This window comes from Roseiconus lacunae (genome assembly GCF_008312935.1).
Classification (GTDB): domain Bacteria; phylum Planctomycetota; class Planctomycetia; order Pirellulales; family Pirellulaceae; genus Stieleria; species Stieleria lacunae.
This window is the reverse complement of sequence record NZ_VSZO01000094.1, coordinates 1-14,280: the sequence shown is the minus strand read 5'-3', so window position 1 is coordinate 14,280 and position 14,280 is coordinate 1. Positions and strand designations below refer to the sequence as shown.

General features: G+C 54.1%; 14 protein-coding genes. All 14 read right to left on the bottom strand.

Features of this window, described 5'->3' with window-relative positions; all coding sequences use genetic code 11:
• Positions 1 to 479 (bottom strand): glycosyltransferase family 2 protein (locus tag FYC48_RS28895; protein WP_149500026.1); only part of this gene is annotated, 479 nt, incomplete at its 3' end.
• Positions 480 to 494: 15 nt separating this feature from the next.
• Positions 495 to 1,700, bottom strand: a complete 1,206-nt coding sequence (locus tag FYC48_RS27495; RefSeq protein ID WP_149500025.1) for a polysaccharide pyruvyl transferase family protein — start codon at positions 1,698 to 1,700, stop codon at positions 495 to 497.
• Complete coding sequence (locus tag FYC48_RS28070; RefSeq protein WP_160149809.1) at positions 1,701 to 3,014, bottom strand: ABC transporter ATP-binding protein; 1,314 nt, start codon at positions 3,012 to 3,014, stop codon at positions 1,701 to 1,703.
• Positions 3,015 to 3,058: 44 nt separating this feature from the next.
• Positions 3,059 to 3,763, bottom strand: a complete 705-nt coding sequence (locus tag FYC48_RS27485; protein WP_160149808.1) for an acyltransferase — start codon at positions 3,761 to 3,763, stop codon at positions 3,059 to 3,061.
• On the bottom strand, positions 3,753 to 4,706 hold the full coding sequence (gene rfbA / locus FYC48_RS27480) for a glucose-1-phosphate thymidylyltransferase RfbA (RefSeq protein WP_149500023.1): 954 nt from the start codon (positions 4,704 to 4,706) through the stop codon (positions 3,753 to 3,755). The genes FYC48_RS27485 and rfbA (FYC48_RS27480) overlap by 11 nt, the downstream gene beginning before the upstream one ends.
• A gap of 64 nt (positions 4,707 to 4,770) precedes the next feature.
• Positions 4,771 to 5,820: a dTDP-glucose 4,6-dehydratase gene (gene rfbB / locus FYC48_RS27475; protein ID WP_149500022.1), complete on the bottom strand. Its 1,050-nt coding sequence runs from the start codon at positions 5,818 to 5,820 to the stop codon at positions 4,771 to 4,773.
• Positions 5,821 to 5,823: 3 nt separating this feature from the next.
• Entirely contained in the window at positions 5,824 to 6,720 is an 897-nt protein-coding gene (locus tag FYC48_RS27470) for a sugar nucleotide-binding protein (RefSeq protein ID WP_149500027.1), read from the bottom strand.
• Between the two features lie 63 nt (positions 6,721 to 6,783).
• Entirely contained in the window at positions 6,784 to 7,677 is an 894-nt protein-coding gene (locus FYC48_RS27465) for an ABC transporter permease (protein ID WP_149500021.1), read from the bottom strand.
• A 230-nt stretch (positions 7,678 to 7,907) separates the two neighbouring features.
• Positions 7,908 to 8,573, bottom strand: coding sequence for an acyltransferase (locus FYC48_RS27460; RefSeq protein WP_149500020.1), 666 nt, complete (start codon positions 8,571 to 8,573; stop codon positions 7,908 to 7,910).
• A gap of 12 nt (positions 8,574 to 8,585) precedes the next feature.
• Positions 8,586 to 9,707: a glycosyltransferase gene (locus tag FYC48_RS27455; RefSeq protein ID WP_149500019.1), complete on the bottom strand. Its 1,122-nt coding sequence runs from the start codon at positions 9,705 to 9,707 to the stop codon at positions 8,586 to 8,588.
• Positions 9,708 to 9,791: 84 nt separating this feature from the next.
• Positions 9,792 to 11,135, bottom strand: a complete 1,344-nt coding sequence (locus FYC48_RS27450) for a glycosyltransferase (RefSeq protein WP_149500018.1) — start codon at positions 11,133 to 11,135, stop codon at positions 9,792 to 9,794.
• A 212-nt stretch (positions 11,136 to 11,347) separates the two neighbouring features.
• Positions 11,348 to 12,271 (bottom strand): glucose-1-phosphate thymidylyltransferase RfbA, encoded by a 924-nt coding sequence (gene rfbA / locus FYC48_RS27445; protein ID WP_149500017.1) that lies wholly within the window; start codon positions 12,269 to 12,271, stop codon positions 11,348 to 11,350.
• A gap of 20 nt (positions 12,272 to 12,291) precedes the next feature.
• Complete coding sequence (locus FYC48_RS27440) at positions 12,292 to 12,648, bottom strand: four helix bundle protein (protein WP_149500016.1); 357 nt, start codon at positions 12,646 to 12,648, stop codon at positions 12,292 to 12,294.
• 112 nt (positions 12,649 to 12,760) lie between these two features.
• Positions 12,761 to 13,810 (bottom strand): dTDP-glucose 4,6-dehydratase, encoded by a 1,050-nt coding sequence (rfbB, locus tag FYC48_RS27435; protein ID WP_149500015.1) that lies wholly within the window; start codon positions 13,808 to 13,810, stop codon positions 12,761 to 12,763.
• Positions 13,811 to 14,280: the final 470 nt, after the last annotated feature.

Genomic DNA, 14,280 nt, shown 5'->3' with positions numbered 1-14,280 from the left:
CCCCCCCCCCCCCCCGAAAGCATGCTTATCCCAGAAAGTGCTGCTGCATTACTGCCAGGTATATCTCCACTCTCCGAAAAGCTCTGGTAGTCACCAGCCAAAAACCTAGCGTGTGAAAATACGCTAAGGCACCGCAACGAATCCTCGATTCGAGTAGGCATAAGCAGATCGTCCTGATCAAGCAGAGCAACCCAGCGACTCGATGTCTCGCGAACGCCATCATTGATAGGAGCCGCTGGCCCCCCGCTATTCCTCGGTCGACGAACAACTTTATAGTCGAGCCCGTGAGTTTCACACGCACTAGCCGCAATGGAAACGCCATTGTCTGTCGACTTGTCATCGACAATCACGGTGCAACACGGCCGTACAGTCTGAGCCCCAATTGACTCGACCGTATCCTTGATAAATTGCGCGCCATTAAAAAGGGCTATGACAACAGAGACTGAACTGTCTGACGAACCGAGGTGGTTATTCTCCATAACTAAGCAGAACGCCTATATAACACACGAAAGCAAACGTTCTTTTCGGTACTCGTGCGAACCAGCTATCACGGACTGAATGTCAATGGCCTGGTTGGCCGATGAGGTAGCCACATCAACTACACGATCCGCTACCTCACGCATAACAGACCCGGTCTCTTGTGTGCCGCCCCCCCAGGTACTTAGATACGCCTTTAACTTTGGCACATACCAATCCATTGGCACAAACCGCACCCCGTACGCTATACTTGTAATCGCACCGTGCAAACTCGTGCCGGCGAAGCAACGAGAATTGGCAATGACATTCGCCACATCATGCAACCTGCGGGGCCGAAATGGAACGGCCACTGACTTGGCATTCTCTGCGACATACTCATTTACCAACTGATCGCCATGTCCGAGTGCTTGCCCTATGGGCACAAGGACAATTGGCAGATTGGTTCTATCAGCTATTTCCTCAACAATTGCCAAGATTTGATTTTCCCGCCCCTTAAAGGTGACTTCGTTGCATTGAAATGCAATATAGCAACCGCTTCCAAATTCATCGATAATTTCATTTGACGCGTCTGTAGAAAACTCACGCAGGACGCCCCTGGGAAACATCTCCGCTAATGATGATGCTGGGTCCGGAGTCAAGATTACCTTATCACTTAGACTCGGCCTCGCGGAAACTGCAGCGAATGTGACCTTATCCCGCACCGCAATAAGCTCGGACGCAGCAAGGCTCTCTTCAATGTAACGAAGCTCTTTGCACCGAGCCCCGCCGAGAGCGCATCCTCCAACCCCATTGTAAACTACTTTGACATTAGGGCCGTAGACCAAAGGGTCCGGCACGAACGGGTAGTCTCCGGCTCCGTAGCGAAAACGCAAATACCGAGTACGGAACCTATCTTTAAGGTGCCGACGCAAAAATTGGGGAACTGGATCATGGCGAGACTGCAGATTTGCAAAGAGCATGTCCCATGTGGCAGTTAGAACCTCACCTCCTCCGACAACGACAACCACCTTGTCAAACTTTGAGGAAATCGCCGAGAGCTCCAACAAAGGCCTAACCGCCACTCCACCAAATGGCGTGAAGTCTGCTTGTCTCAAAGCGAAGAAGTCAAGAGTCAAATTGCAATCATCGATTTGCTCTATCTCATGCTTGACACACAGTGGGAACAACAAATCCCCATAATTATTGCGATCAAATGCACCGATACATGCGATAAGCGTGCTCATCTAGTCCCCCACGGTCTTCAACGTAGAAAACTTCCAGTCTCCATCTAGCTCGAAAGGCGCATCATGCGGAAGCCTTCGATTCACTGCGTCCCCAAGCGTTCGCTCAATTCGGAAAGCTGCTGCATTCTCCAAATGAAGAGAAACCTTTCCCGCCGAATCGAAAATTGCCAAATTTATGAAGTAATCCCCTGGCGTGAAAGACTGCGCATTGATACGACAAGTTAGGCTTTCTTTTGAGCGTGAAAGAGAGGGTGCGCTACTAAGCTTCGATGTGTTAGTGTTTGCTAGTAAAGTCCCGTCGGCTGAATAGATTCCGATAGCAATATCATACCACTTTGAATCGCAAGCACTTACTCTACGCAGTGCCATCTTGAAAGTGATTTGAGAAGTTCTCGATTCTTCGTTTTTAGTAGCAAATGAACTACCGCCCTGCGTTTTTTCAACCTTTATTACGCATGGCGAGACCTCCCAGCCATCTTTCAGCGTCACTTCTAAGCCTGCCGTTTTACCACTCTCCGGCTCAAGCATCGAACTTGAGTACCGCGAGAGAGCCTCGCCGGCACCCCCAGAATAGAACACCTCTCCACCCTGCATAACCAGAGCCCGATTACATATCTCTCGAACAGCAGACAGATTGTGACTTACGAACAACACTGTCCGGCCGCTTTTCGCGACTTGATGCATGCGACCGAGACATTTGCGCTGGAACTGGATATCTCCCACCGCCAGTACTTCATCGATAATCAATATCTCGGGCTCTAGATGGGCAGCGACGGCAAATGCGAGTCGCACCTGCATGCCCGACGAATAACGTTTGGTCGGAGTATCAAGGAATTTTTCGACTCCACTGAAGTCTATAATTTCATCGAACTTCCGATCAATTTCCTTCTTTGTCATTCCGAGAATCGTGCCATTCATATATACGTTCTCACGACCGGTAAGCTCAGGGTGAAACCCGGTCCCAACTTCCAGTAGGCTACTCACCCTACCTCGCATTGTAACCCGCCCGACTGTGGGCTCAGTGATGCGGCTAAGGATTTTCAGCAAAGTACTTTTACCAGCACCGTTTCGCCCGACTATCCCAACGACATCCCCCTCCCCCACCTCGAATGACACTTCTCGCAAAGCCCACAACGTTTCCTCACCATGCGCGCAAGAATCGCTGGTGTCCAACGAGCGCAGGCCCTTGAAATTCCTTAGGGGACTCTGGAAAATGTTCTTTGCGGCACCAACGAGCGTGTCCGGAACCTCCTCTTTAAGACCTAAGCGATACGCCTTAGACAGTTGTTCAACAGAAATAATCGGAGTTCCCATCGCTGCTCTTAGTGAAGTCGATTACCAAGGTAGTTGCTATGAATTTATTTTCCAGGCTGCCGGTCTAGCTCTGCGATATCGACACGTTCCCCGATTCGCACGGCCGGAACCCCACCAACGATTGTCCACGGCGCAACAGGTTTTGTCACTACAGCCCCCGCTGCAACAATCGCACCCTTTCCGACATCTGCCATAACAATCGCGCCAGCACCAATCCAGCAGTCTCGCCCGACGATCACTTTTCGAGGCGTCCCCTTCTGCAACCTTATGGGTACATCGAGGCGCGCAAAACCGTGAATGTGTGGACCGCTTGGTATCTGAACTCCCGGGCCTACCAGGGTGTCGCGCCCAATAGAAACATCGCCCAGCATCGTCCCTGGCCCCAAATACACATGCGAATCCAATTCGGTATCAACCTTCGATAGAAGCACGTTGAACCCGACCGAAACAGTCGGATGGCACTCCCGCAACACAAGTCGGTAGAACGCAACTCGACAAAGATTACCAAATCGCCCGGGCCACAGTGATAGAAACTGACCATGTGATTCGAGAGACGAATTTTTGCCGATCCTAAGTGAAACTAAATAATAGCAAATCCAGGTCGGTAGGATGACGAATGTTGCAGCGTACAACAATGCGATCTGCCGCCTGCCTAAACGTTCATGATCAGCGCCTTTAGCCTGCTGAGCACTCTCGTTCACGCTGTGTATAAGCTCCTGGCTCACACCCTGGGAGTTATTAGATTCCATCATCCGGCCTGCTTATCGCTGACAGAGAACCTCGCAGCTGACACAGATATTCGCCATAGTCATTATTGAAGTGCTCCGCGCTCGCCTCTAGCTCTTGGTCGGAGATCCACCCGTTCCGCCATGCAATTTCCTCAAGGCAACCAATTTTCATGCCTTGCCGCTTTTCAATTGCTGCGACGAAATTGCACGCATCAAGTAAGCTATCTCTTGTCCCCGTATCGAGCCATGCAAAGCCCCTCGACAGAGGCTCCACCGAGAGTTCTCCCCTCTGTAGATACTCCTTGTTGACATCGGTTATTTCGAACTCTCCGCGCTCCGATCTTTTTAAACCCGCTGCAATGTCAACGACCTTCTCATCGTAGAAATACAGTCCGGGAATCGCGAAGTTGGACCTTGGAATATTCGGCTTTTCTTGCAACGACTTCACACGTCCTTTCTGATCGAACTCAACGATACCATAGCGCTTGGGATCACTTACTTTGTAGCCAAATATTGTAGCTCCCTTTTCCCGGTTGGAAACTCGCATGAGCTGCGTGCTGAACCCTTGGCCGTAAAAAATATTGTCCCCCAACACGAGGGCGGATGGGTGACCGTCAATAAAGTCGGCCCCTATAACAAATGCTTGCGCTAGACCATCCGGGCTCGGTTGCTCCGCATAAGTCAATTCGATCCCCCAACTTGCCCCGTCGCCAAGTAATCTCTTGAATCCCGGTAAATCCTGAGGGGTCGAGATCAAAAGGATCTTACGAATGCCTGCCAACATTAGGGTTGAAAGCGGGTAATACACCATTGGCTTGTCATAGATCGGCAATAACTGCTTGCTAATTCCCTTTGTGATCGGGTGCAAGCGGGTCCCGCTGCCTCCCGCCAGGACGATTCCCTTGCGGCGAGTCGGGTCGTGGTCGCGACATGGGGTGGGTTCGGCAATCTGTGATCTGGACATGCGGCAAGTGATTTCGTGTAGAAAAGTAGATTAAAAGATCAGCTCAATACCGTGCGTTTCCCTCTTAGCTCCCCGCCACACCGAGTCTTTCCAGTCGGTACTCGCCACTAAGGATTCGCTTGGTCCACTGAGTGTTATCGAGATACCAGCGGACCGTCTCGACAATTGCCGATTCAAAGGTCTGAACGGGCTCCCAACCGAGGTCACTCTTGATCTTGCTAGCGTCGATCGCATAACGTCGGTCATGACCGGGACGATCGCTGACGTATGTGATCAGTGACTCGCAATCGTGACTCACATCAGAGCATAATTCATTGACGGTACGGCAAATGGTCTTCACGATCTCAATATTCGTGCGTTCGCAATTACCGCCGATGTTGTACGTTTCGCCAGGCACACCATTTTCCAAAACCGTGCGTATCGCCGAGCAATGGTCGCCAACATACAACCAATCACGTACATTCAACCCGTCCCCGTAAACCGGCAATGGCTTTCCTGCAATGGCGTTGAGCGTCATCAGCGGGATCAGCTTTTCAGGAAATTGGTAAGGACCGTAGTTGTTGCTGCAGTTCGTGATCATCGTCGGCAAGCCGAAAGTATGGTGCCACGCCCGTACCAAATGATCCGACGATGCCTTACTCGCCGAATAGGGAGAAGTGGGAGCATAGGGAGTTTGCTCGGTGAAGTACCCTTCGGCCCCAAGCGAGCCATAGACTTCGTCAGTCGAAATATGAAGGAAACGAAAATCGTCACGGCTTCCCTTCTTTAATGACTGCCAATAATTCCGCGCGGCTGTTAAAAGCGAATAGGTGCCATGAATATTTGTTTCGATAAATGCGCCCGGTCCATCGATCGAACGATCGACATGAGACTCCGCCGCAAAGTGCACCACCGCGTCCGGTTGATGTTTTGCGAATAGCTCGTCAAGCAATTCGGCGTCATTGATGCTTCCATCAACGAATATATGGCGTGGGCTCTCGACAGGTATCGAGTCTCGGTTTCCCGCATAGGTTAAGGCATCAAGGTTAATGATTGTGTCGGCCGAATCTGTCACGGCATGCCGCACAAAACAACCGCCGATGAATCCAGCGCCACCAGTGATAAGAACTTTCATATCCTAATTCGTCGTTGCGAGTGCTGTTTTCCAGGTATCGAGCGATTCGCGGAGGGCGATTTCAATTGGGCGAAGCGGTAGACCAGCTGCGACCGCTTTGGAACTGTCAAGAACGCAGTTCGAACGTGGGGTTTTGGCCGCCTTCGCCATGAACTCATCTTCGTCCTCGAAGAAACAAAACTCTTTATCGCAAACCCCTGAATCACGTATCATTTCAACGACCTTCGAAGTCGTGACTGCTCCCGGGTTGGTCAAATTATAGAGACCGAAGGGCAGTTCTTTTTCAAAGCAATCGATTGCCGATGTGACGAAGTCACCGAGATGCGAGAGACTGTTCTCTGCCTCCAGCAACGTCTCGTATCGCATGACCTTCGTTAGGTAGTTGCGAGGCGAATCGATGTTATTAAAAGGAATCCGCAACCGCCATATATAAACATCTTCGGCATCAGCGAGAATTTCTTCGCCGAGAGCCTTGGTGCCGGAATAGAAGCTACAATTGTTCTGACGGAAGGAAAAGTTAGGCGCATCGTCTTCGGTAAAGCCAGCACCGTCCGCTCGTCGACCGGTGAAGATACACCCCGAGGAAACATGCCCCCATCGCGTTCCGGTCTCGGCACAGGCCCGAGCGATAATGCCGGGAAGGGATGAATTACCTTGCAGGCAGTTCAGTTTATCTAGCTCACACGCATCGACGTTTGGTTTGCCCGTATAACCTGCACAATTGATCGCGAAATCAATCCGTTTGTCGCAAATGTGTGTAGCCAATGCGGTCGCGTCGTAGATATCCACATCGCTCCGCCCGACGGGAACGACTTCGCACCGACGTTTGGCAAGCTGGCGATGAAACTCCTGGCCGACAAAACCGGTGGCTCCTATAAGCAATAATCTAGTTCGTTGCATCATTTTGTTTGGTCAAATGCCTTAGTGGACAAGCTTCTAAATAGAACTCTACACGTATGAGACTCATGCTACGTCAGCGAAGATTTTTTCTTTTTTACGGAAGAAGATTAACCCTGTGAGGAGAAGAGCTGCGGCAGAGACAAAACCGATACCAAGCAAGTCCCACGGAATCGGCTGTGTGCCCAATAGGCAGGTGCGAAAAGTCTCGATCACTCCAACCATTGGATTAAGTGCATATAAGAGACGATATTTTTCAGGAATCATTGATGTGGGATAAACGACTGGGCTGGCGTACATCAGCAACTGAACCAGGAACGTCATCGCGTGTTTGACGTCGCGGTACTGGACGGCCAGTGCCGTCAGCCAAACGCTGACACCGCTGGCCGTGATGATCATCAGGATCACGGCGAGCGGTAGGACTAGTATTTCAATAGGTGGGGTTTGTTTGTAGATCACCATCAAGATCGCCATCATCGCCGCCGCGATCCCGAAGTCGACCAACTTCGCACAGACCGCCGAAAGCGGGAGTAGCAACCGCGGGAAGTAGATCTTGCGGAGCATGTTGGCTTCACTGACCAAACTGGCAACGCCGTCGGTGATCGCATTGCTGAAGTAAGTCCAAGGCAGCAGTGCCGCCAAACTGAACAGTGCGTATGGTGCCCCGTTCGAATCGATTTCGGCAAGCCTTCCAAAAATCAATGTAAACAGCACCATCGAAAACAAAGGCTGAATGATCGCCCAGCCGATTCCGATTGCCGACTGAGCGTAACGGACTTTGATCTGACGCCATATCAAAAAGCGGAACAGATCGCGGTACGCAACCAACTCCTTCCAGTCGAATAATTGCAGCCCCTTCCGAGGCTCGATCACAAGCTCGTAGCCGCTCGCTGAGGCATGGTCCGGATCGACGTTGGAATTGGATGCGTCGAGGTCAGCTTGTGCTTCGATGGTGGACACTTTGTTTTGTTGTGAGTGTGAGAGTTGCTAGTTGCTAGAAGCTAGTGGCTAAGAGAGTGAATGGTTGGGCGCCGGTCGGGGAGGACGCGGGTTTGCGCGGAAGAACCGCACGCTAGCGCGATTGCGGCTGATTCAATCAACGTCCCGTTGTCGAGTTGCGTTATGGGGACGAAGGACTCAGCGAAACTCTTGGCGAGTTCCGCTGCGGGAGAGGAGGTGTGACAACATTGCTATCCGATTCGTTCGGCGCGGACTTCGTCCGCTTGGGTGACCGGCGACTCGGTTCCCTGGGGGCGTTCGGGCAAGGTAGTCGCTTCTCCCCGTTTGCCAATCTCTCTTGCGGGGATACCCGCAGAAATCGTTCGCGGTCGGGTCGGTTTGGTCACAATGCTGCCGCCACCGACCACACACTGCGCACCGACGTCCGCCAATATCATCGCTCCCGCACCCACCCAACTGTCGGCTCCCACGTCAATGCACCGCGGCGACCCGGGTTGCTCGCGGATCGGAACGTCCAATCGAGCCACGCCGTGCGTGTGCGGCCCACTGGGGATCTGGACAGCCGGACCGAGCAACACATCTGGCCCCAGTCGAACCCAGCCCAGCATGCATCGCGGGCCGATGTAAACGTTCTGCTCCAACCGTGCCGCCGTTTTACTGAACAGCACCCCAAAACTAATCGTGACACTCGGATCACAATGCGCCAGCGCGAACCGGTAAAAAGCGACCCGCAGGTAACTGCCGGTCGTGCCCGGAATGAGCGAAAGGAATTGAGAGTGCGATTCAAGCGAACGGTCCGCACCGGATACCCATGAGCCCAGCCAATGCGTCAGCAGCAACGGCGAAACGATCGCGATCGCGAGAAGGCGAATCGTTCGTTTGGCAAGGGGGAGCATGGGGGAGAGTTGCTAGAAGCTAGTTGCGGCTAGGGTTTGGAAGTGGTGGAGGTATTGGCCGATGGCGTCGTTGAGGTCGAACGCGTCGAGGACTCGCGCTCGTGATGATCGACCGAATTGACGCGCCCGATCAGGATCGCTCAGTAATTTTACCAAACACCCCGCCAACGCCTCGTCGTCGCCTCGCGGTGCAAGGTATCCGTCGACGCCGTGCCGCAAGTGTTCGGCGTTCCCGCCGACGTCGGTCACCACGCTGGGACATTCACTCGCCATCGCTTCGAGCAACGTCAGCGATGCCGCTTCACTGACACTCGTCAGCGTGAACACGTCGATCGCCCGCAGTAGCTCGGGGACGTCGTTGCGGATCCCTAAAAGAGAGATGCTAGCTGCTAGTTGCGAGTTGCTAGATGTAGACAACTCAGCGATAAGGTTCTCAATGTTTTCGCGTTCTTCGCCGTCACCGACCAGCAGCAAGTGCGCCTCGGGAAGTTGCTGATGAACTTTCGCCCAGGCTCGAACCAGCGTCGCGTGGTCTTTCACCTCGTGAAACCTTGCGATGCAAGCCGCATAAGGCCGATCCTGGTCGAGCCCCAGTCGTTCCCGCAATCGCGATTGATCCGACTCGTCGCCACGCGGGACCAAGTCACTGACGTCGACGCCGTTGTTCAACGTAAACGCTTTCGGAAAGCCTTCGATCGTTTGCAGGGCCTTGGTGCTGAAGTCACAGCAGGCGGTCGTGATGTCCGCGTATCGCTGCAGTAGCGTCCGATTGGCGAGTCGCCGTTTCCACGACACCACGTCGGGGTAATGTCGCCCGTGTTCGGTGAAGATGACTTTGGCTTTGACACCGTAACGAATCCGAGCGATCGCGGAATAGAAAAACGGCGTGTACTGGTGCGCGTGCAACACCTGGATGTCTCGCCGTTTCACTTCGTCCGCCAACTTTTTTGCGACCGACAAGTCCATCCCCGGACGTCGCCCCAACACAATCACCGGCACCCCTTTGTCCCGAAGCCGGTACCCGATCTCGCCGACGTCGTCGAGACAAAACACTGTCGCGTCGATCGTGTTCTCCAACCGATCAATGATCTGCTCGACCAAGACCTCGGCCCCCGCGACTTGCATCTTGTGCATGACGAAGCCGACACGTGGGGAGGGGGGGGGAGAGTGGCTAGAGGCTAGTTGCGAGTGGCTAGACAAGAGAAGAGTGGCTAGTGGCTAGAAAGAGAGAGGAGGGACGCTACTTTCGGCGGAGCGAAAGGCGACGATGGCAAGTTGTGTGAGTGGGGCGAGTTTGGCTTGCCAGCTGTAGTCGTCGAGGACTCGTTGGCGGGCGGATTGGCCGATCGATTGGCGTTTCGGCGCGTCCTGCGATAACTGCGAAAGACTCTCTAGCCAGGCTTCGACGGTGTCGGCGATCACGAATTCTTGGCCGTCGATCGCGTCGATGCCTTCGGCGGATTGTGAGGTCGTGACGACCGGTAAACCACTCGCCATCGCTTCGAGAACTTTGTTTTGAATTCCGCGGGCAAGCTTTAGTGGGCTGATCGCGATGTCGGCGGCGTGTAAATGCGGCCGGACGTCGGGGACTTCACCGACAAGCGTAACGCCGTCGATCTGGGCGAGTTGCTTGACGATTTGGTTAGGACGCCGGCCGACAATGTTCAGCCGGACGTCGATCCGCTCGCGAAGCCGTGGAAGGATGTCATTGCAAAACCAACGCATGCCTTCGACGTTCGGCGGATAGTCCAGGACGCCGGTGAAGACGAGGCGGCAAGCCGCAGAGTTGCTAGTTGCTAGTTGCGAGCTGTTAGTGGAATTGGGTGAGTGCTTGATATTGCTTGATCTCGCAACTCTACTTTCGTCCCTTGGATTCGAGAGCGAATCCAAGGGACGAAAGTAGTCCGTGTCGACTCCGTTGGAGACGCCTTCAATTGGAGTGTCCGTTTGGATTCGATTGCGGAACTCGTCTGCTTCGCTGTCACTGACCAGAATCACCGCGTCGGCTTGATCCGCGATCGTTTGTTCCAGCCGTTTGACTCGGCGAGCTTCCAGTCCGTAGACCGGTCGCTTCGGTGCACTCGATTCTCGCGATAGTTGCTCCCATTTCATACTGTCGACATCGACCAGGTCGACGACTTTGCGAACCCCCGCAAACGCGGCGTGATCGACGTACGGGTACATGCTGCTGCAAAACACAAAGACGCTATCAAATTTCAATCGACGCTGCGACTGGAGGATCGATCGTTGCAGCGATGCGTTGGCGAACAGCCCCTCGGTCAAACTGCGTCCCTTCGCGGCAGACCCGACCGCTTTGATCCAGCGTGATCGCCCCACCGGCTCGGTCAAGATCTCGCGACAGTAGGCTCGCATGTGTTCGCGTTGTTCCCGTGTCACAGGCTCGTCGTGTGGACAGGCGAGCGTGATCTCAAATGATTCCGCCAAGACTCGAATCTGGTTGTACGACCGTATCCGATCGCCGCGATTCGGCGGGTAGGGGAAACGATGACAGAGGTAGAGAAGCTTGGAGTTGGGAGTTGCTAGTTGCGAGTGGCTAGACAAGAGAAGAGTTGCTAGATGCTAGTGGCTAGATGCTAGAGAAAGAGCAGGGACGCTGCTTTCGGCGGAGCGAATGGCGACGATGGGGAGCGGCTCATCAGCCGACGGGCGTTCGCCCCGGTTACTGCACCGAAACCGTGGCTAACGCCATGCGGCTAATCCTAGTTTCGATGGTTGACGAAGCTTTAACTGGAAGACACTTTCTTCGCTCGCATCTAGTCACTAGCAACTAGCAACTCCAAATACTCGCCGTAGTCGTTGTTGAGGTTGCTGCCGAGGGTTCGGAGTTGTTCGGCGGTGATCCAGTGGTTTCGCCAAGCGATCTCTTCGGGGCAGCCGATCTTGAGGCCTTGGCGTTTTTCGATCGCGGCAACAAAGTTGCAAGCGTCAAGCAAACTGTCGCGCGTCCCGGTGTCCAGCCATGCGAAGCCACGCCCAAACTGTTCGACCGACAATTGTTGCTTGGACAAGTAGTGCCCGATCAGGTCGATGATTTCCAGTTCGCCGCGTGCGGACGGTTCAAGTTGACCTGCGATTCGACTGGCATCGGCATCGAAAAAGTACAGCCCGGTGATCGCGAAGTTTGACTTCGGTTGTTGTGGTTTTTCTTCCAAGCCGACTGCCGTCCCGCTGCGATCAAATTCGACAACACCGTATCGCTGCGGGTTGCTGACCGGATAGGCAAACACGGTTGCTCCGGTGGTGTTTTCGCTGACACGTCGCAGTTGACCGGAAAAGCCGTGACCATAAAAAACGTTGTCACCTAAGATCAGGGCCGACGGGTGTCCGTCCAGGAATGACTCGCCGATCGTGAACGCTTCGGGCAGTCCCCTTGGCTCGGTCTGTTCGGCGTATTCGATCTCGATGCCCCAATCAGAGCCGTCGCCGAGTAGTCGTTTGAATCCGGGCAGATCATCAGGAGTCGAGATCAACAAGATTTCACGAATCCCCGCCAGCATTAGGACTGAGAGCGGGTAGTAGACCATCGGCTTGTCGTAAATCGGGATCAGTTGTTTGGAGATCCCACGGGTGATCGGGTGCAAGCGGGTGCCGGCGCCGCCGGCCAGGACTAATCCGCGACGTCGCGGATTAGTCCTGGCAGTTGCTAGTTGCGAGTGGCTAGTGGCTAGATCGGGCAAGGAGTGCGGGAGGGGAGTTGTTAGTGGCTGGTGGCTCTTTGTCGGTGACGCCGAATCAGTGCGGCTAGCATTCTTCCTAGCTGTTTTGATTCGTCTGCCCAACGATCTGCCAACTCATCGGAAATAATGCCAGCTTTTTTGCCGACGATTGCCTGGGTTCTAACTTCGCCGGCAGAACCTTTCGCGACCTTCAAGAATTGAGCAATCTCAGCATCACTGTCACGTTCGTAGCCCTCGGCGATGTTCGACGGAATCGACAAGCCACTGCGAGTTAGCTGATCTCGGAATCCAAAATCCCTTAGCTCTTTTGTCCCGCGATAGATGTCTGCCGACAATTCAACTGCACGCTGCCAAACCTGAAGATCCTCAAAACTCATCTACCTAGTATCTAGCCACTCCCCCTAATCGCCTTTCGCTCCGTCGAAAGTAGCGTCCCTCCCTCTTCTTTCTTCCTTTCTTCCTTTCTTCCTAGCTTCTAGCAACTAGCAACTAGCAACTCTCCCCCCCCAGTCGTTCCAATCGGTAGTCGCCGCTCAAGACTCTTTCAACCCAGGCATCATTCTCGAGGTACCACTTGACCGTTTCTCGCAGCGCGGTGTCGAAGGTGTGCTGGGGTTGCCAGCTGAGTTGTTGATTGATCTTGGTGGCGTCGATGGCGTAGCGATGGTCGTGACCGGGACGGTCGGTGACGAACGTGATCAGCGATTTGCAGTCATGTGCGAGGTCGGGTTTGAGTTCCTGGACGACTTCACAAATCGACTGGACGACTTCAATGTTCGTGCGTTCGCAATTGCCGCCGATGTTGTACGTTTCGCCCGGCTTGCCATTTTCAAACACGGTCCGCAGCGCCGCACAGTGATCACTGACATACAACCAGTCACGGACGTTTTGCCCATCACCATAAACGGGCAGCGATCGGCCTTCGATGGCCGAAAGGATCATCAGCGGGATCAGCTTTTCGGGAAACTGATAGGGCCCATAGTTGTTGCTGCAGTTGGTGATGATTGCCGGTAGACCGTACGTTTGGTGCCAGGCGCCGACCAGGTGATCGGCGGCGGCTTTGGATGCGGCGTACGGTGAACTCGGTTGGTACGGACTCGTTTCGCTAAAGTAGCCATCAGGACCAAGCGAACCGTAGACTTCGTCGGTCGAGACATGCAGGAAGCGGAAGGATTGCTGTTCGGTGTCGCCGAGCGATTTCCAGTGTTTCAGTGTTTCCGTGAGTAGGGCAAAGGTACCGTTGATGTTGGTTTCGATGAACGCGGCCGGGCCGTCGATCGATCGGTCCACGTGGGACTCGGCCGCGAAATGGATGACGCCATCCGGTCGATGCTGCCGGAATGTTTCGCTAAGAAGTCCGACGTCGTTGAGATTGCCGTGAACGAAGGCATGGGAATCACTCGCCGGTGGGATCGAGTCGAGGTTGCCGGCGTAGGTTAAGGCATCGAAGTTGACGATGTCTGCGAATCCGGTTTGAAGTGATTCGCGAACGAAGCAACTTCCGATGAACCCGGCTCCGCCGGTGACAAGCAGTTTCATGAATTTAAGTGGATCGGATTAGTCGACGCCAATCGGTTTGTGGCAAGGACGATCCGGAGAACGATCGCTGGAGATTGGGGAGTAGCTGATGGGATGAGTGGAAACTGTTCGCGTTTTATTCTTTACCTTCCCGCTTGCGGGAGGGTCGGACGGTTGAACGGCCGGGGAGGGCTCTCACCGGGCCGGAGGCCCGACTCTCCCACGGGAGAGTGAAGGTTGGCTGAATGAGTCAAACATCGGCCGCGAGTCGTTTCGCTTGACGTCGAACGCACTCGATGTCGCTAGGGGAGTAGCGGAACGCGCCGAGCGTTTCGGTCGGGACTGGGGATATGCCGAAAGCCTCGCCGGCTTCCGCGACTAGTGGCGGCTGATGGGGTGAGTGGAAACTGTTCGCGTTTTATTCTTCACCTTCCCGCTTGCGGGAGGGTCGGACGGTTGAACGGCCGGGGAGGGCCCTCACCGGGCCGGAG